The 18,085-nt window shown below is 58.7% G+C and carries 15 protein-coding genes and 1 pseudogene; 11 read left to right on the top strand and 5 right to left on the bottom strand.

The genetic code is table 11. The features are described from left to right. The first annotated feature begins 101 nt into the window (after positions 1-101). The 5 genes and pseudogenes from BMZ57_RS21790 to BMZ57_RS29320 all read left to right on the top strand — a co-directional run bounded on the left by BMZ57_RS21790 (position 102) and on the right by BMZ57_RS29320 (position 5,626). On the top strand, positions 102-1,496 hold the full coding sequence (locus tag BMZ57_RS21790) for an MFS transporter (protein ID WP_010206876.1): 1,395 nt from the start codon (positions 102-104) through the stop codon (positions 1,494-1,496). A gap of 9 nt (positions 1,497-1,505) precedes the next feature. Next, entirely contained in the window at positions 1,506-2,021 is a 516-nt protein-coding gene (locus BMZ57_RS21785; RefSeq protein WP_003232445.1) for a single-stranded DNA-binding protein, read from the top strand. Between the two features lie 63 nt (positions 2,022-2,084). Next, on the top strand, positions 2,085-2,372 hold the full coding sequence (locus BMZ57_RS21780) for a hypothetical protein (RefSeq protein ID WP_010206872.1): 288 nt from the start codon (positions 2,085-2,087) through the stop codon (positions 2,370-2,372). A gap of 654 nt (positions 2,373-3,026) precedes the next feature. After that, positions 3,027-5,375 (top strand): annotated as a pseudogene (locus BMZ57_RS21775) (DUF637 domain-containing protein); the annotation flags it as partial. Further along, positions 5,372-5,626, top strand: coding sequence for a hypothetical protein (locus BMZ57_RS29320; protein WP_069673118.1), 255 nt, complete (start codon positions 5,372-5,374; stop codon positions 5,624-5,626). The pseudogene BMZ57_RS21775 and the gene BMZ57_RS29320, both read left to right, overlap by 4 nt. Before the next feature lie 701 nt (positions 5,627-6,327). Here the strand turns inward: BMZ57_RS29320 and BMZ57_RS21770 are convergent. After that, positions 6,328-7,263, bottom strand: coding sequence for a hypothetical protein (locus tag BMZ57_RS21770; protein ID WP_042570816.1), 936 nt, complete (start codon positions 7,261-7,263; stop codon positions 6,328-6,330). A 182-nt stretch (positions 7,264-7,445) separates the two neighbouring features. On the opposite strand from BMZ57_RS21770, the gene tam reads away from it, so the two are divergent. After that, positions 7,446-8,207: a trans-aconitate 2-methyltransferase gene (gene tam, locus BMZ57_RS21765; RefSeq protein WP_010206869.1), complete on the top strand. Its 762-nt coding sequence runs from the start codon at positions 7,446-7,448 to the stop codon at positions 8,205-8,207. Between the two features lie 21 nt (positions 8,208-8,228). Here tam and BMZ57_RS21760 read toward each other — a convergent pair whose 3' ends face one another. Then, on the bottom strand, positions 8,229-8,792 hold the full coding sequence (locus BMZ57_RS21760) for a cysteine hydrolase family protein (protein WP_010206868.1): 564 nt from the start codon (positions 8,790-8,792) through the stop codon (positions 8,229-8,231). A 97-nt stretch (positions 8,793-8,889) separates the two neighbouring features. On the opposite strand from BMZ57_RS21760, the gene BMZ57_RS21755 reads away from it, so the two are divergent. The 3 genes from BMZ57_RS21755 (at position 8,890) to BMZ57_RS21745 (ending at position 11,875) form a co-directional block, all read left to right on the top strand. Beyond that, the gene (locus BMZ57_RS21755; RefSeq protein ID WP_010206866.1) at positions 8,890-9,849 is read left to right on the top strand and encodes a GlxA family transcriptional regulator; all 960 of its coding nucleotides are present in this window, start codon (positions 8,890-8,892) and stop codon (positions 9,847-9,849) included. 171 nt (positions 9,850-10,020) lie between these two features. Further along, positions 10,021-11,130 (top strand): DUF3182 family protein, encoded by a 1,110-nt coding sequence (locus tag BMZ57_RS21750; protein ID WP_010206864.1) that lies wholly within the window; start codon positions 10,021-10,023, stop codon positions 11,128-11,130. Continuing rightward, positions 11,120-11,875 carry an alpha/beta hydrolase family protein gene (locus BMZ57_RS21745; RefSeq protein ID WP_010206862.1) on the top strand — a complete coding sequence of 252 codons (756 nt, stop codon included), beginning with the start codon at positions 11,120-11,122 and terminating at the stop codon, positions 11,873-11,875. The genes BMZ57_RS21750 and BMZ57_RS21745 overlap by 11 nt, the downstream gene beginning before the upstream one ends. A gap of 4 nt (positions 11,876-11,879) precedes the next feature. Here the strand turns inward: BMZ57_RS21745 and BMZ57_RS21740 are convergent, their stop codons facing one another. Genes BMZ57_RS21740 through BMZ57_RS21730 form a run of 3 tightly spaced genes read right to left on the bottom strand, consistent with a single transcriptional unit; the run spans position 11,880 to position 14,855 of the window. Continuing rightward, positions 11,880-12,827 carry a lysylphosphatidylglycerol synthase domain-containing protein gene (locus tag BMZ57_RS21740; RefSeq protein ID WP_010206861.1) on the bottom strand — a complete coding sequence of 316 codons (948 nt, stop codon included), beginning with the start codon at positions 12,825-12,827 and terminating at the stop codon, positions 11,880-11,882. Then, on the bottom strand, positions 12,817-14,079 hold the full coding sequence (gene clsB / locus BMZ57_RS21735) for a cardiolipin synthase ClsB (RefSeq protein ID WP_010206860.1): 1,263 nt from the start codon (positions 14,077-14,079) through the stop codon (positions 12,817-12,819). The genes BMZ57_RS21740 and clsB overlap by 11 nt, the downstream gene beginning before the upstream one ends. Next, positions 14,076-14,855 carry an endonuclease/exonuclease/phosphatase family protein gene (locus BMZ57_RS21730; protein ID WP_010206859.1) on the bottom strand — a complete coding sequence of 260 codons (780 nt, stop codon included), beginning with the start codon at positions 14,853-14,855 and terminating at the stop codon, positions 14,076-14,078. The genes clsB and BMZ57_RS21730 overlap by 4 nt, the downstream gene beginning before the upstream one ends. Positions 14,856-15,026: 171 nt before the next feature. On the opposite strand from BMZ57_RS21730, the gene BMZ57_RS21725 reads away from it, so the two are divergent. Together BMZ57_RS21725 and BMZ57_RS21720 are read left to right on the top strand one after the other, a co-directional pair. Then, entirely contained in the window at positions 15,027-17,111 is a 2,085-nt protein-coding gene (locus tag BMZ57_RS21725; protein ID WP_069673119.1) for a mechanosensitive ion channel family protein, read from the top strand. Positions 17,112-17,197: 86 nt separating this feature from the next. Continuing rightward, positions 17,198-18,082, top strand: a complete 885-nt coding sequence (locus BMZ57_RS21720) for a sugar nucleotide-binding protein (RefSeq protein WP_010206856.1) — start codon at positions 17,198-17,200, stop codon at positions 18,080-18,082. Positions 18,083-18,085: the final 3 nt, after the last annotated feature.

The following is an 18,085-nucleotide window of genomic DNA, read 5'->3' as shown; positions in this document are numbered from 1 at the left end:
CGCTTGCAGCCTTAGATGAAAGCTGCGCGGCAAAGCGCCGCATATACCCTCTCAATCGATGGGACTGGTAGAATCGCCGCCGGTTCACATGAGGTTTTTCCATGCACGATCCCCACAGCGAGCGCATGAGTAGCGGCGAGACCCGAGCGGCAAGCGGTCTGGCCCTGGTGTTCGCCTTCCGTATGCTGGGCATGTTTATGGTGTTGCCGGTGCTGGCGACCTATGGAATGGATCTCGCCGGCGCGACCCCCGCATTGATTGGTCTGGCCATTGGCGCGTATGGCCTGACCCAGGCCATTTTCCAGATCCCGTTCGGGATCATTTCCGACCGTATTGGCCGTCGCCCGGTGATCTACCTCGGGCTGATCGTGTTTGCCCTCGGCAGTGTGCTGGCGGCCCAGTCCGACTCCATATGGGGCGTGATTGCCGGGCGTATCCTGCAAGGCGCCGGCGCGATTTCCGCGGCCGTGATGGCCTTGCTGTCGGACCTGACCCGCGAACAACACCGCACCAAGGCCATGGCCATGATCGGCATGACCATCGGTCTGTCGTTTGCCGTGGCCATGGTCGTCGGCCCTTTGCTGACCCGCGCGTTCGGCCTGCACGGACTGTTCCTCGCCACCGGCGGCATGGCGCTGTTCGGCATCGTGATCGTGGCCTTTATGGTGCCGCGCTCCACCGGCACGTTGCAGCATCGCGAATCGGGTGTCGCGCGCAAGGCACTCTTGCCGACACTCAAGCACCCCGACCTGCTGCGCCTGGATTTAGGTATCTTCGTATTACACGCCATGCTGATGTGCAGCTTCGTTGCCTTGCCCCTGGCACTGGTGGAAAAAGCCGGTCTGCCCAAGGAACAGCACTGGTGGGTCTACCTGACAGCGCTGCTGATTTCATTCTTCGCCATGATTCCGTTCATCATTTATGGCGAGAAAAAACGCAAAATGAAACGAATCCTGCTCGGTGCCGTCACGACGCTGATGCTCACTGAGCTATTCTTCTGGCAGTTCGGCGACAGCCTGCGGGCGCTGGTAATCGGCACGGTGGTGTTCTTCACTGCGTTCAACCTGCTGGAGGCGTCACTGCCTTCGCTGATCAGTAAAGTTTCACCGGCCGGTGGCAAGGGCACGGCGATGGGGGTGTATTCCACCAGTCAGTTCCTCGGCTCTGCACTGGGCGGCATCATGGGGGGCTGGATGTTCCAGCATGGCGGTTTGTCGGTTGTCTTCCTCGGATGCGCCGGGCTGGCTGCACTTTGGCTGGCCTTTGCTGTTACCATGCGCGAACCTCCCTACGTCACAAGTTTGCGTTTGCCGCTATCGCCTGAGGCGATCCGCGAAAGCGGCCTGGTAGAGCGCCTTAAGGCCGTCGTAGGGGTAACAGATGCAGTCGTGGTCGCGGAAGAGGCGGCCATTTACATCAAATTGGACACCGAATTATTGGATCGCGCGACGCTCGAGCAACTGGTCAACCCAGTGCCGACAGCGCGCCCAGCCTAGGAGAACGTTATGGCCCGTGGGGTTAACAAAGTCATATTGGTCGGTACATGCGGCCAGGATCCCGAAGTTCGCTACTTGCCTAACGGTAACGCCGTGACCAACCTGAGTCTGGCGACCAGCGAACAGTGGACCGACAAGCAGACTGGCCAGAAGGTCGAGAAAACCGAATGGCACCGCGTGTCGATGTTCGGCAAGGTTGCCGAGATCGCTGGTGAGTACCTGCGCAAAGGTTCGCAGGTCTACATCGAAGGCAAACTGCAGACCCGCGAGTGGGAAAAAGACGGCATCAAGCGTTACACCACTGAAATCGTGGTCGACATGCAAGGCACCATGCAACTGCTGGGCGGCCGTCCGCAGGGCGACCAACAAGGCCAAGGCGGCATGTCCAACTCGGCACCGCGTCCACAGCAGTCCCGCCCACAGCCAAGCCAGCAGCCACAGCGTGAGTCGCGCCCAGCGCCACAACAGGCTGCCCCGCAACCGGCTCCGGATTTTGACAGCTTTGATGACGATATTCCGTTCTAGGACTTACCTGAGACTTTATTGTAAAGTTTTTGTCGGAAAGCCCCTATTTAAGGGGCTTTTTTGATGGTTCACGTTGTAAAGTTTTACGTCGCGATTTGCCGATTTTCAGGATTGTGTACTACCTTGAAAAATGTAAAATTTTCATGGGTTGTAATCCCGATGACTTTATTGGCGATAAAACACATCCAATTCCGCCATGGCGAGCGGCATAAATTGTTGGTTAGTGCCCAGACGGGCATCCCTCTGTATTACCCCTCACTCTTTATCACGACCCATGTCCGTGCTGGCGGCTTCTCCGTTTCTACAGTGCAGGGGGCGCTTGCGGCAATTAAAGTGCTGTATGCCTGGTAAGCAAACCAAGGCATTAATCTTGAAGCGTTGTTTTCGACAGGACGACTGCTCCTGCGCGAGGAAGTTACTTCGTTGGTCGCGTTTAGTGCCCGGCTGTTAAGTGGGGAGCGCCGACAACTAACCGCGAAGGTGCACACCTTGAAGCTTAACGCCGGCAGAACCGTCGCTTGTAATACGCGTAGCGTCGGTGCGCAGACGCAATTCACACGGATCAGCACAATGTCAAAATACCTTGGCTTTTTGGCTGAAACATTACGTGTCGGGCGTGATAGTAGTGCGACGGAGAGTCAGGTGAGTGCAATGGTTAAGCGTCTCAACGCATGCCGACCAAAGGTAAGGAACATCTCAGCAGTCGACCGGGATGAGAGGGGCTTGGACATCCATTTGGTGGATTAGGTACTCGAGTATCTTTGGCCAGATCACCCGCAGAATCCTTTTTCTAGTAAGGGTCTCCAGCAGCGCAATTATTTAATCATAACGCTGCTTCGCTATCTGGGCATTAGGCGGGGCGAACTGCTCAATTTGCGGGTAGAGGACGTAGATTTCAGTCAGGGTGTGATCAAAATCGTTAGACGTGCGGACAGCCCGCTGGACAGTCGCCGAAATCAACCGTTGGTTAAGACCGCGCAGCGTGTGAGCGCAGGGCGTGACGTAGTGATCGCCAGCCAGACCGAACAGGACGACTACGCCTATCAGCGGCGGCGCATCAGCGGCACCGAGCAAACCATCCTGCAACATGCGTCGACGGTGGAGGTTGGCGGCCACATGGCCATTGAGGCCCGGCGCGATATTGCGGTTATTGCCAGCACCGTTAGTGCTGCCAAGAACCTGAGCGTTGAAGCGGGTGAAAACGTGTCGCTTATTTCTGCGGCCAATGAGCAACACGAGTATTCGAAAGGCAAAAAAGGCAATACTAAAACCACGACCCAACTGGACAACGTGACCCAGCAAACCGCTCAGCTAAACGCTGGCGGTAACTTGGTTGCTATTGCAGGTACCGACCTGACCCTGGTTGCCAGCAAAATCAGCGCCGGCAACGAAGCCTATATTCAGGCGGGTGAGGAGTTGAAGCTGTTGGCCGCGCAAGACAGTCATTACTCGTTGTATGACATGAATAAAAAGGGCAGTTGGGGTAGCAAGAAAACTCAGCGTGATGAGGTGACCCAGGTCACCCATGTGGGCAGCGAGATCAAAGCCGGTTCGAGCATGATGCTCGAAAGTGGCAGTAATCAGCTGTTTCAAGCGGCAAAGCTCCAGAGTGGGGGGGACATTGCGATTGTCAGCGGTGGCTCGGTGACATTTGAGGCGGTTAAAGACTCGCGGCAGGAGAGTCACGAAAAGAGTAAGAGCGATATGGCGTGGAACAGTGCCAAAGGTGAAGGCAGTACTGACGAGACATTACGTCAGACCTTGATGGTGGGGCAGGGGCAACTCGCTATTCGCGCCGCCGGTAAGATCAATATAGACCTCAAGCAGATTGACCAAAAAACTGTCAGCCAGACGATTGATGCAATGGTTCAAGCCGAGCCTCAGCTTGCCTGGATCAAAGTAGCTGAAGCCAATGGGCAAGTTGATTGGCGAATGGTCAAGGAGATCCACGACAGCTGGGACTATAAGCAATCGGGATTAGGTGCCGCACCCGCGCTGATTATTTCGATTGTCGCCAGCATCTACCTGGGGCCCCTCGCGGGGGCTATGGCTAGCAACTTTGCGGTTGGGACAATCAATGGCGGCGGTGATATTGGTGCGGGACTGAAAGCGGCCACCAGTAAAGATGCGATCAAGGGTTACGCGACGCAAATGGTCACTAGCGGAGTCCTGGCCGGAATAGACACCGCTGTCGGTGGTTGGAATACCGACGGGGCGTTGATTCTTAACGCGGACGGGGTCAATAACCCTGGTTATAGCAAGAGCATGCTGGACTGGAACACGGTCAGTGACAATGTGCTGCGCAGCACTACCCACGCTTTGGTAGCCGGCAGCATCAATACGGCGATTAACGGCGGTAGCTTGAAGGACAATCTTGGCGCAGCCGCAGTTTCCGAAGGGCTGGACCTGACGGCAGCCTTTGGCAACAAGCAGGTGGGCGATTTGGCTGAGTACCTGAAAATAACCCCAGGGTCGGCACAAAAAGTCTTGATGCATGCTGTATTGGGAGGAGCGTTATCAAGCGCTAAAGGTGGAGACTTCAAGACCGGGGCTTTAGCCGGCGCCGCCTCAGAAGGATTGACAGCTTTCGCAACGGAAAAACTGGGTAACTACCTGGACTCCCGGTTTGCCACGGATACCCAGTTCCGGGTAGGCACCGCTCAACTCGTCGGCGTTTTGGCGGGTGCTCTAGTCAACGGTGATCCTGCAACCGCTAGCTGGGTAACCGGAAACGCAAAAAAATATAATGATGAGTTTCATATTGGTGGGCCCGCCATTGCGGGGGCTGTGAGTGCAGGTGAAAAAGTGCTTAAAGAGGGTGGAACGCCAGACCAGGCTACCGCTGCAATGAGTTCGCACCTGAGGGGCGATGGTTTTGATGGGCCAATGCCTGCCAATGGACTTGTACAAGCATGGTCAATCGGTGTTGGTCTGCCCCTGGCGGCAGTTGAAGCACCTGCTGTAGGGATAGGAGGGCTGGTAGCGGGTGCCTTGATTTCCGGCGGTGCAAATTTCGGCTATCAGCTATCGACGGGTAAGGACGTTAACTATACCGATGTATCCATCGCCGCGACGGTTGGAGGATTAACGCAAGGGAAGGGGTTCTGGCTGACTCAAGGATACGGATTGAGCGGCGCTTATTTGGGCAGTGTAATCAAGGGCGAGGATGCGAAGTATTCGTTGCTGGGCTCTGTGCTAGGCACTGCAATAGGTTATAAATCCGGAAATGTGATCACAGGGCAGTTGAAACCATTAATAGGAAATACTGCGAGCGAAACCTCAGGAGCGGCGACAGGTTCTGTATTGTCTGAAATTGTCAGCGGTGGTGTATCTAATATGGGAAGTAATAAATGAAGCCAAAAACGGTAGGTTGGTACCTATTGGGTACGCTAGTTGTGTATTTTTTTCTGGTTTTTTTTATGGTGGGTATTGTCGGTAATTTACTTGTGGCGACGATTGCATATTTCAAGCTGGGTCATTGGGCGCTTGAGACTGGCGTTATCAATGCCTCTCTGAAAGTCGCTGCTTACTGCGGAGTTCCAGTAGGTGCGGGTATTTGGGTGTTGTCATGGCTGAAAAGTCGTAAAGAAAAAAAAAGGCACTAGTATTTGTGCTATCGGTGGGGAAAAGGGATGAAAGGAAAAGGGGACGGATTTATGTGCGCCAGACAAAGCGTGGTCGCCTGGAATTGACGGCGCAAGCCGTCATGAAATGGCGTAAGAAACCGAGCGGGTACTAACCCCGTCCGGCAAGGACCAGCCATCCACCGGAAGCGAGTCTTGTGTGGTGCTCGGGTAACCGGCACTGCGAAGCTTAGACAGCGAGTGTATAGGCCGTGTAATACAGCCTCGAAATGTCCGCAGCGTGGAAGCCGACGCCTTATAAATAGTGGAAGGCAATATTGAAATACCGCAATGGCTTGGTATTGAAATCCCACCGGGGTCAGAGAGCAGGGCACGTACGCATGAGGGTTTTTCAGGAGCCTGGCCCGTTGTTTTCCTCCATGAGATGACCGGTGAGGAAAGGAGCGGCCGCCAACCTTCCATGGAAAAGGGGACGGATTTTATTTAGTTCCTGTTTTTTAATCTGTTAGCTAAGAAATGGCTTGGCGTATTATTGCTCTTTAATAATTGAGTTTTTTTTTGCTTGGCAAGCTTGAGCTTAGTCAAGCGGGGGTAGTCCATTTAATGCTTTTTGGTGTTCATAAAAATTGTAACGGACGACTTCGCGTCAGTATCCATCAAACCCCTGGGTCCCATGACTCAGGGGTTTTTTATTGGGTGGGATACAGGCCTTGGCCATAAGGCTATCGGATCCAATCATCCACGGAGCGTCGTTTGGCTTTCTTGCCTGTCAGCAAGATGGGTTTTCCCCAGTCGAACAATGATGTGGATATCCGATGTTTCTTGCCTTTGAACACGGTGCTGAGCATTGCCCGGATATTCTCCAGCAAGGGAGGTTCAAGGTCCGCCTGAAGGGGGTAGCCCTGCGGGTAGTTTCGCCGTTCGACCCAATACACGATGCGAGAAGTGATGAACAGGGAGAGCATCATCGCGCCCATCGTGAACGGCAGCGTCAAGTACGGCGGGAGGCTCTCGGGCTTGTTCCAGATGACGTCCAGGCCGTAGTCCCGTAGCAGAAGCGCGCCCGCGATGAAGAACCCCGGCAACGTATTGAAGATGAGCAGCAAGCAGGTCAACATCGATAAGCGTTCGAGGAACGGTGCCCTGACTTCCTCCGCCGTATGATCAATCGGACTGTCCTGCCCGATGATTCGCCCTATAACCTTGACTTCGGTCATGGCGTTGCCCGTCACGAAGATGGGCACAATCAGGTACTCACCGGGGTTTATGCAGTCAAAGTCGATGCGTATTGTCGTCGGGCTTGTAATCGTTGCCGCACAGTCGGTCTGGTCTTCGAAAGGGACGGTCTTGGCGCTCACCAGGGTGCAGTCATCGCCGACCTGTATCTGGAGTGGCGCCGATGGCGTCAGGTCCGATTGCACGACCGGTTGATTGCCTTTGTTCCAGATCAGCATGCCGATCACGTACACGCCTCTGTGCTGATTGCCTTCTTCATCACATATGCGAAACGGCAGTTCTTTCGGTATCTCAGCCACGATGCCCCTGAGCAGCAGGCGCGCCTCCAGGCGTTTATGGGGGAGGCTGGGCTTTCGGCCGAACAGCGTGGTGATCAAACGAACAAGTGCAGTAACCGGGGAGAGAAATTCTCCGAGTGTCATATAGGCCTCCCATCCCTAGGCAAAAAACGAGGTATGTCATCTTCAACGTGTCGTGACTATAAACGCTTTGTACCGGGGAGGCTGTTTTCGGCAAAGCGGACCAGGCGTGCAGCACTCGGTATTTGTCCTCGAGGCTCACACGATTTAGGCTGGCGCCAACGTCAACAAGATGGAAAGCCGCGATGACCTGGTCTGCCAAGCAATACACACTGTTCGAACAGCAGCGCACCCGTCCCGTCCGTGACTTGGTCGCGGCCATTCCGAATGCCGAGGTGCGCAACGCCGTGGATCTGGGCTGCGGCCCCGGTAACTCCACCGAAGTGCTGGCCGAGCGTTTTCCGCAAGCCCATGTCACCGGCCTGGACAGCTCCGACGACATGCTGGTGGACGCCCGCAAACGGCTGCCGGCACTGAGCTTCGAACTGGCGGATATAGGTGACTGGAAACCTGTGCAAGCCTTCGATGTGATCCTGGCCAACGCGTCCCTGCAATGGTTACCGGACCACGCCACGCTTTACCCGCACCTGGCCCGCCAACTGACGCCCGGTGGCACGCTGGCGGTGCAAACCCCGGACAACCTCGATGAGCCTGCCCACCGGCTTGCCCGCGACGTCGCGGCCGATGGTCCTTGGTCGGCCAAGATCGGCGCGGTCAAACACAACCAGCGTCATACCGCGAGCTACTACTACGAACTGCTGAGCAAGCATTGCAGTACCGTCGATGTGTGGCGCACCACGTATCAGCACCCGTTGGCGGACCACGCGGCGGTGGTGGAGTGGTTCAAAGCATCGGCGCTCAGACCGTTCCTTGCGCCTTTGACCGACGGCGAGAAAGCCGCCTTCCTGCAGGAATACCAGGCGCGGATTACCCAGGCCTATCCAGCCCTGGCGGATGGCACCGTGTTGCTGCCGTTTCCGCGCCTGTTCATCATCGCGACCCGCTGACGCTAAGACGACAAGTGGCGGTCAAGCCGCCGCCGCTTGCGCTTTCAAGTACTCATCTGCCGACACCACACCCGCATAACCAAAGGCCAGCGACGCCATGTACGCCCCATGCACCTGCGCCGCCGGAATCACCTGGCCATTGAACTCCAGGTCCCGTGTCGCGCACGCGTCATGAATCACCGTGACCTTGTAGCCCAGGTCCGCCGCCGCCCGTACCACGCCGTCGATGCACATGTGGCTCATGCTGCCAACCACCACCAGGTCCGTGATGCTGCGTTGTTCCAGCAGTGCGCGCAGGTTGGTTTCGCGAAACGCATTCACAAAGTGTTTAAGCACCACCGGCTCACTGCCTTCGTTCAGCACCTTGGAATGCAGATGCGCCCCTTCGGAGCCTGGCGTGAAGAACGGCGCGTCATCGGACGTGAACTCATGGCGCACATGAATCACCGCATCGCCTGCCTGGCGAAACGCCTGCAGTACTTGCGCGGCCTTGTCTGCCGCGGCGTCCACGCCGTCGAGTGGCCACTTGCCTTGGGGGAAGTAGTCGTTCTGGATATCGATTAGGATGAGCGCTTGCTTGGCCATGTTGTGTTGCCTCGTGATGGGTTGATGGGCCCAGTATCTTAGCTGGCGCCCGCACCGGGGATTGGCTGCGCCGACAATAACAGGGGGAAAACTGACAATGGTGGTCGTCGAGCTGGGCGTGTTGATCTACCAAGGTGCGCAGTTGGCCGCCGTGCATGGCTTGACCGACCTGTTCGGCGTGGCCAACCGCATCGCCGCCGAACATCAATCCGCGCAATTGCCCTTGCTGCGGGTCAGCCATTGGCAGGTGGATGTTACCGGTAAACCGGCGCGCGTATTCAGCAGTCACCCTGGCCCCGAGCAACCGATGATGGCCGTGCTGGTGCCGCCGTCGATTGGTGAATTCACCGAAGACCAGGCGCCCCTCGCGCTGTTGGAGTGGATTCGCCAGCAACACGCGGCGGGTACGGTGTTGGGCGGTGTGTGCATTGGCTCGATCATGCTGGCGCGCAGTGGGTTGCTTGACGGACGTAGCGCCACCACCCATTGGTCTTCTGCCAAATCTTTCGCCGCCCGTTACCCGGCGGTGCGCCTGGAGGCGGATAAGCCCATCGTCGATGACGGCGACCTGATCACCACTGCCGGCTTGATGGCCTGGTCCGAACTCGGCCTGCGCCTGGTCGACCGCCTGATGGGCCCAAGTATCGCGGCCGATACCGCGCGGTTCCTGGTGATCGAACACAGTGACAGTGCCAGCCAATGCGGCAGTAACTTTGCGCCGATTCTCGGCCACGGCGACGCGGCCATCCTCAAGGTTCAGCACTGGTTGCAGGCCAGCGGCGCGGTGGATGTTTCCCTGGCCGCGATGGCCCGGGAAGCCGGTTTGGAAGAGCGCACCTTCCTACGGCGCTTTCGCAACGCCACGGGTTTGAAACCCACCGAATACTGTCAGCACTTGCGCGTGGGCAAGGCGCGGCAGATGCTGGAATTCACTAACGGCACCATCGACCATATCGCCTGGACTGTGGGTTACCAGGACCCGAGTGCCTTTCGCGCCACCTTCAAGAAGATCACCGGCTTGGCGCCCAGCGATTACCGCAGCCGTTTCGGCGTGTGAATCGTGCAGAACGCCGCCGCATCAGAAGGGCGTCGTGCAGAAAAGAGCAGGCCAACTGCCATCGGTTTTTCAGCAACTGGTTGATTTGAAAGTATTCCTGCCCGAGAGCGCCTTGGCCTGATCTCTGCAACGTTCTGTATACACACATGGCGGGATGGCCAAGGGGGACGCATGACCCCGATTCAACGCAAGAAGCTGGTAGTCGCTCACTCCACACGTGAGGGCGCGCCCCTGCATGAAATCGAAACCAACCGCGCCCTGGCGCGCTGGCTGGCGCAGATCCTCGGGCTCAAGTTCGGTGGCAGTTATGACGCTGATCTGCACGCGGGGCTGGCGCTGTACCTGCTGCCCACACAAACCCTGGTCGGCCCGGCCCAGGCGCGAGCGCTCAATATCACGGGGCCGCAGGATTTGTGGGGCGGGTACGTTGACCACGATTTCATCTGCACCAAAGCCATCAGCCATGGTTTGCTCGGCCCTGAAGCCAAAGCGCCCGAAGGTTGGTCGGCACTGTTCTGCGAGCGTGTCCGTAAAGTCGTGCTGGACGGCTTGAGCGTTTTCGCACTGGAAGACGCGCGCCCAGCCGCCACGCGCTTGCTCTACAGTGGACCCATCCGTTTGAAACCCGTGCACGCCTGCGCGGGCCGAGGGCAGGAAGTTATCCACAGCCTGGATGAATTCGAAGCGGTGCTGGCGCGACCTGATGCCGCGAAACGCTTTAGCGAAGGCGTGGTGCTGGAGCAAGACCTGCACGACGTGGTCACCCACAGCGTCGGCCAGAGCTTTATCGGTGATTACGTGTTCAGCTACTGCGGCGAGCAATACCTAACGCAAGACGGGCAGGGCGAAGACGTTTACGGTGGCTCCAACCTGCTGGTGGTGCCGGGTTACTACGAAGACCTGTTACAGCTCCAACTGCCCGACGACGTACGCGAAGCCATCAAACAAGCCCAGGTCTTCGACACGGCTGCCGATGAAGCCTACCCTGGCTTCTATGCATCGCGGCGCAACTATGACATTGCCCAGGGTCTCGACAGCGACGGCCAGCGCCGCAGTGGTGTGCTCGAACAATCCTGGCGGATGGGCGGGGCCAGCAGCGCGGAAGTCGCGGCGCTACAAAGTTTTATCAACAACCCTGGCCTGCGTGCGATCCATGTGTCCTCCTTGGAAACCTATGTGGACCAACCGTTGCCGGCCGATGCCATCGAGGTGTATCGCGGCCCGGCGGAAAACAGCGAGTTTCTTCTCAAGTACGTGACGGTTAAATCTTATGACGGCTAGAAGCGAAAGCATTGCGATCGATATTGACGACGAACAGATGAGCGGCACCTTCCTGAGCCCCAAATCCAAAGTGCCCGGCGTGTTGTTTGTGCACGGTTGGGGCGGTAGCCAGGAGCGAGACCTTGAGCGCGCCAAAGGCATCGCCGGCTTGGGCTGTGTCTGCCTGACCTTCGACCTGCGCGGGCACGCTGGCACGGGCATTCCATTGTCGCGCGTCACCCGCGAAGACAACCTGCGCGACCTGCTGGCGGCCTATGACCGGCTGTTGGCGCACCCGGCCATCGACACCTCGGCGGTCGCGGTGGTGGGCACCAGTTACGGTGGCTACCTCGCGGCGATTCTTACCTCACTGCGCCCGGTGCGCTGGCTGGCGCTGCGCGTGCCGGCGCTGTACCGCGATCATGAGTGGCTCAAGCCCAAGCGTGATCTGGACAAGGCCGACCTGATGGATTACCGCAGCACCTTGGTCCACGCCGAAACCAATCGCGCCTTGCACGCGTGTTCGGCGTTTACCGGGGATGTCTTGATCGTTGAGTCGGAAACCGATGACCACGTGCCCCACGCCACCATCATGAGTTACCGCGCGGCGTGCCAGCAGACTCACTCCCTGACCCATCGCATCATCGACGGTGCCGACCATTCCCTCAGCGATCCGGTGTCCCAGCAAGCGTACACCTCAATCCTGGTGGACTGGATCACCGAGATGGTGGTGGGCGAGCGGTTGAGCATCATCCAATCCCAGTAAGCGTTCAGGCGGGTGTTTTTTTCACCCGCAACGCCTTTGCCTTCGCCTCCACGCCCAGATACATCACCAGTGCGATCAGCAGCGGCACAATAAAGTAGATGGCCCGATACGCAATCAACCCGGCCAGTAAGCTGCCCCGCGACGCTTCATGCTGCAACAGCGCAATAAAGACCGCTTCGAGCACACCCAGCCCGGCCGGAATATGGGTCAGCACCCCGGCAATCGCGCTGATCAACAACACGCCCAGCACCAGCGGATAGTCCAGCTTGGCCGGCAACAGGGTGAAGATCACCGCGGCCATCAGCGACCAATTCAACGCGCCCAGCATCAACTGCAGGCACGCCATGCGCACCGATGGCAGGTTGATTTCCATGCCGCGAATCGTCCACGCGCGTTTCTTCGAAAACTGGCAGGCCAGTAGATAGCCGAGGCTGGCCAGTACCAACAATGCGCCAATGCCTTGCAATGCGGTGGTGCTGACTTTCCATCCCGGCGGCATGGTCACCAAGCCGCTGCTGAACACCACCCCGGCAATCGCCATGTAGCCAAACCAATTGGTGGCCAGGCTCAGACCGAGGATCTTGGCGATATTGCTGGTGCTCACCCCTAGTCGCGAATACAGCCGATAACGCATGGCAATGCCGCCGACCCACGCGCTCAGATTGAGGTTGAAGGCGTAGCTGATGATGCCCACCGGCAGGATCTGCTTCCACACCAGGTTCTGACGGATGTAGGTGCGGCCGATCAAGTCGAAGCTGGCGTACACCAGAAAACTGCACAGTGTCAGTGCACCTGCAATCACCAGTGTGCGCACCTTGAAGTCGCCCAGGGTTTGCACCACTTCGCTCCAATCGATACGCCGCGCGAGCAGGGTGAACAACACGATCAGCACCAGGAAGAAGGCGATGGTCAGCGGTTTCTTCCAGCGTTTGAACCTGGATTCAGTGGTCATTGGCCTGGCTCTCAATCGGTTTCAAACGTGGCTTGTGCGCGGGCAGCCAACCCGTCAACGCAGGGAAATGGCGCATCACATGAAACACCAGAAAACCCACCGTCAATCGCCAGAGCCACAGGCGCGGCTTGCGGTTTTCCGGCATGGTCTGGCAGTGGTCGCGGGCGAGTATCTCCAGGCGTTTGTAGAGCTGTTGATTGAATCCGCGGTCGCGAATCAATACGTTGGCTTCCAGGTTCAGCGACAGGCTCAACGGGTCCAGATTGCTCGACCCCACGGTGCTCCATTCGTCATCCACCAACGCGACTTTGCCGTGCAGCGGGCGCTGGCAATATTCGTGGATCACCACGCCATCCTTGAGCAGGTAGTCGTAGAGCATCCGCGCCGCCAGTTTGGCCAGCAGGACGTCTGGCTGGCCCTGCATGATCAGTTGCACGTGCACGCCCCGGCGCGCGGCGTTGCGGATTTCGCGCAGCAGGCGATAGCCTGGGAAGAAGTAGGCGTTGGCAATCACCGCGCGTTTTTGTGCCTTGCTCAGCGCGTGGATATACGCCTCTTCGATGTCATCGCGATGCTGTACGTTGTCCCGATAAATCAGGCGCACCAGGCCATCGCCCTTGTCGGTGGACCACAACGAAGGCCGCTGCTGGCGCCGCCGCCAGCCACGTCGCGTGCGGACCTGGCGACCGCTTTGCGCCAGGGCGAAGTGATGCAGGTCAGCCACGGCGGGGCCTATTACCTGCACCGCGTAATCCTGCTTGGCTTCGGGGCCGAAATCCCCCAGGTGATCGGCGGAGAAATTGATCCCGCCGATAAACGCCACTTCAGCGTCCACCACCACAATCTTGCGGTGCAGGCGGCGAAACCAATTGGTGCGAAAACCCAGGGTCTTGGATGCGGGGTCAAACATTTGCACCGTGACCCCGGCGGCCGCCAGTTCGCCGAGAAACGTTGGGCTCAGTTCGCCACAACCAAAACCGTCCAGGCTGACCACTACCTTGACCCCACGCTCTGCGGCCTCGATCAAGATGCCCTGCAGCTCATGGCCTACCTTGTCTTCGAAGAGGATGAAGGTCTCCAGCAGAATCTCCCGTCGGGCCGCGCGCAGGGCTTCGAACACCTTGGGAAAATAGGCCTCGCCGTTCTCCAGCAACTCAATCTGGTTGCCACTCTGCCAGCCGTAATCCAGGTCGCGAGCCTTGGCTTCGTCCGGCGGCTGGTCGGTGGAGATATGTTCCACGGCCACGTTCATAGCTCGATCTCCACCGAGAGCGGTACATGGTCGGACAGGTGGGACCAAGGCCGAGTCGTCAGCACCCTAGGGTTATGCACCTTCAGATTGCGCACATAAATCCGGTCCAGCGCCAGCAACGGCAGGCGCGCCGGGAAGGTGCGCGCAGGTTTGCCCATGGATTCAATAAACACCTCCTTCAAGCCGGCCTTGCTCAGGTCGGCCTTTTGTCGCCAATCGTTGAAATCACCGGCGACCACCAGCGGCGCGTCGGCCGGGATCTCGCTGATGCGCTGTTCGATCAGGCGTAATTGCTGCTGGCGGTGTACCTCGCGCAAGCCCAGGTGGATGCAAATCGCATGTATCTCCTGGCCGGTACCTGGCATACGCAGCACGCAATGCAGCAGGCCACGGTTTTCATGGCCGCTTTGGGAGATATCGAGGTTGTCATGGCGCACGATCTGGAATTTCGACAGCAGCGCATTGCCGTGGTCGCCATGGGGATAGACGGCATTGCGCCCGTAGGCGAACTGCGGCCAGATGCTGTCGGCGAGGAACTCGTACTGCGGCATGTTCGGCCAGTCACTGAAGCGCTGGGGGTGGCGTTCGTGGGTGCCGTGGATTTCCTGGAGGAACACCATGTCGGCGCCCACGCTGCGCACCGCTTCACGCAGCTCGGGCAGGATGAAACGTCGGTTCAGGGCAGTGAAGCCCTTGTGGATATTGACCGTCAGCACCGTGAAGCGAGTGATGGCGACGCTGGGGGTGATGGGCACCCAGTCGGGGATCGCAGCCATGATTGCTCCTGTGGAAGAAGTGGGGGCCTGGCCCCCTGTTTATGGCTGACTGTGATTTTTGGCTGAAAGTTTCCAGCGTCCTACAGACGGCATAAAGATGTCGCTGAAGGGGAACGATCAACGCCCAAACCCGTCAGTTCCTTACAGACCCTTCTGAAGGAGCCCGGTGTTTTGCTGAATCTAAAGACTGCATTACTGCTCGGCGCGCTGCTGTTCTGCGGCAGTGGCGCGCTACAGGCTGCGGCCACGGCGCCTGAACCTGAAGCGCCGGCGAAGCCGGAATTGCTGGTGGAGGGCGGTTTGCTTGGGGCGATCAGTTCCAGCATTGATGACGTACAGCAAAAGCTCGATCTCAATCAGAACCTGATCGATGAGTGGCGCCTGCGGGCGGACCGAGCGGCCGATGAGGTCGGGCGGTTGGTCAATCAGACGGCTGCGCGCTCACCCTGGAGCGTGGCGGGGGATTTCCTGTTGCTGTCCGGCGTGTGGTGCGGGGCTTTTGTGGTGCTGACGCTCCTGGGGCGGTTTATCGTGCAGCGCTTGGGCCGTCGCACTTTCTTCGAGCGGCGCGAGCGCCTGCTGGCAGTGCTCGGGTACGTGATTCCCTATACGATTCCTGCGCTGATTTGCCTGCCGCTGACCCTGTATGTCAGCCACTTTTTACCCACCTCCATAGGTCGCGCGCTGGCGCTGTGTTTTGCCTACGCCACCAGCAGCGGCATTTTTTCCACCTCGATGCTGTTGTGCGTCATTGTCATGTTCAATGTCGGACACAAGCGCCCGGCGGTTCGGATTATTCGCAGCTACTGCCCCAAACCGCTGTTCCTGATCGGCTTTCTCGCGGCCCTCAGCGATGCGTTGACCAGCCCCCAGATCGCTCGCCAGCTCGGTGGCAATATCACCAGCAGTATCGCGGTGTTTACCGGTTTGTTCGCGGCGGTGATCTTCGGCGTGCTGGTGGTACGACTGCGTCGGCCGGTGGCTCATCTGATTCGTAACCGGCCGTTGACCCAACGCCTCAAACATCCGGCGTTGCAGCAATCACTGCGGGTGTTTTCCGGGTTGTGGTATTGGCCGATTCTGCTGATGGTGCTGGTCTCGGCAATCAACCTGATCGGCGCCGGCGACGATAATCAGAAGACCCTGCGTTGCGCGCTGTTCACCACGATCCTGCTGATCGGCACGGTGTTTCTCAGCACGGTGTTGCAACACCTGTTCAAGTCGCGCAGCCAGGTGGCGATCCAGCGCAGCAGTGCCTACAAGGAACGCTTCCTCAGCCTGTTGCACGCGATCCTGCGTATTGTCATGGCCATCGCGTTTATCGAGATCCTCGGGCGGATCTGGGGGGTGTCGCTGTTCGAGTTCGCCCAACGCAATTCGGTGGGTCGGGCGATCAGTGATTCTCTCAGCAGCATCGGCCTGATCCTGCTGATGACCTGGCTGTTCTGGGTGGTGCTCGACACGGCTATCCAGGAAGCGTTGAAACCGCCGGTCAACAAACGCTCCAGTCGCCAGCCCAGCACGCGGGTGAAAACCATCCTGCCGTTGCTGCGCAATGCGGTGAAGATCATTCTGGTGGTGATCTGCGCGATCACTACCATGGCCAATCTCGGGATCAACGTCGCGCCGCTGCTGGCCGGTGCCGGGGTGGTCGGCCTGGCCATTGGTTTCGGCTCGCAACAACTGGTGCAGGACGTGATCACCGGGCTGTTCATCATCATCGAAGACACCCTGTCCATTGGCGACTGGGTGGTGCTCGACTCGGGCCACGCCGGCACCGTCGAAGGCCTGACGATTCGCACCCTGCGCCTGCGCGATGGCAAGGGCTTTGTGCACTCGGTGCCGTTCGGGCAAATCAAGGCAGTCACCAACCAGTCGCGGCAATTTGCGTATGCGTTCTTCTCGGTGCAGTTCACTTACGACACGGACGTGGACAAGGCGGTGGAGCTGATCCGCGAGGCGGGGCAGTCGATCCGTGATGACGTGTTCCTCAAGTACAACCTGCAAGGGCCGCTGGAGGTGTTTGGCGTCGACAAGATGGACCTTAATGGCGTGGTGCTCACTGCGCAGTTTCGCACGGTGTCGGGCGGGCAATATGCGGTGAGTCGCGCGTTCAACCAGCGCTTGAAAAAGCTTGTGGATAACTGTGGCGAGGTGCATTTCGCGCAGACTTATCCACAGCAGGTTCTGGTGCCTGCGCGGACGGCCCTTGAGCATGAACCTACCGAGGCTGGCGCGAAGATAGTTAATCCGTGACGGTTGCGCTACAAACCCGCAAAATGCAACGATTCTGATAAATACCTAATAACCATCGTTCCATACTGACCGGGCCTGCTCAATCTATGCGAATGCGCCTTATGTTACTGGGCGGCGGGAATGCCCTCGGGCAGGCGCTGATTCGCCTCGGTGCAGAGGAAGACATCGGTTTCCTCGCACCCAAACCGCCCCAAGACGGCTGGGATGCCGCGAGCCTCACCCAATTGCTCGACGACACCCGTCCCGATGCGTTGATCAACCTCGCCTACTATTTCGACTGGTTCCAGGCCGAAGCGGTCAGCGAAACCCGCCTGGCTGGCCAAGAGTTCGCCATCGAGCGCCTGGCCGAGCTGTGCCAGCACCACAACATCACCCTGCTGCAACCGTCCAGCTACCGCGTGTTCGATGGCTCCCGCGCTACCGCCTACAGCGAAAAGGACGAGCCGGTGCCCCTGGGCCTGCGCGGCCAGGCGTTGTGGCGCATCGAGCAAAGTGTGCGCGCCACCTGCCCGCAACATGTGTTGCTACGGTTTGGCTGGCTGCTGGATGACAGCGCTGACGGCACCCTCGGGCGCTTCCTGGCCCGGGCGGAGAAACCGGATGAATTGCTGATGGCGGACGACCGTCGCGGCAATCCGACGCCGGTGGACGATGCCGCGCGGGTGATCATCTCGGTGCTCAAGCAGCTCGATTGTGCGGCGCCGCTGTGGGGCACCTATCACTATGCCGGCCAAGAGGCGACCACGCCGTTGGCGCTGGGCCAGGCGATCCTCACCGAAGCGCGCAGCTACCATCTACTGGCGATCGAATCCCCCACCGCCCAGGCCCACGCGGCCCGGCCGGATGCGAGCGAAGAACCGCAACACGCGGTGCTCGCCTGCAAGAAAATCCTCCACACCTTCGGCATCAAGCCACGGGCATGGCGGGCCGGGCTGCCGGCGTTGCTGGATCGTTTCTACCGCCACAGCTGAATA

Source organism: Pseudomonas simiae, from assembly GCF_900111895.1.
In the GTDB taxonomy this organism is placed as follows: domain Bacteria; phylum Pseudomonadota; class Gammaproteobacteria; order Pseudomonadales; family Pseudomonadaceae; genus Aquipseudomonas; species Aquipseudomonas simiae.
Note: the sequence above shows the minus strand (reverse complement) of the source record. Positions and strands in the feature narration are given on the sequence as shown.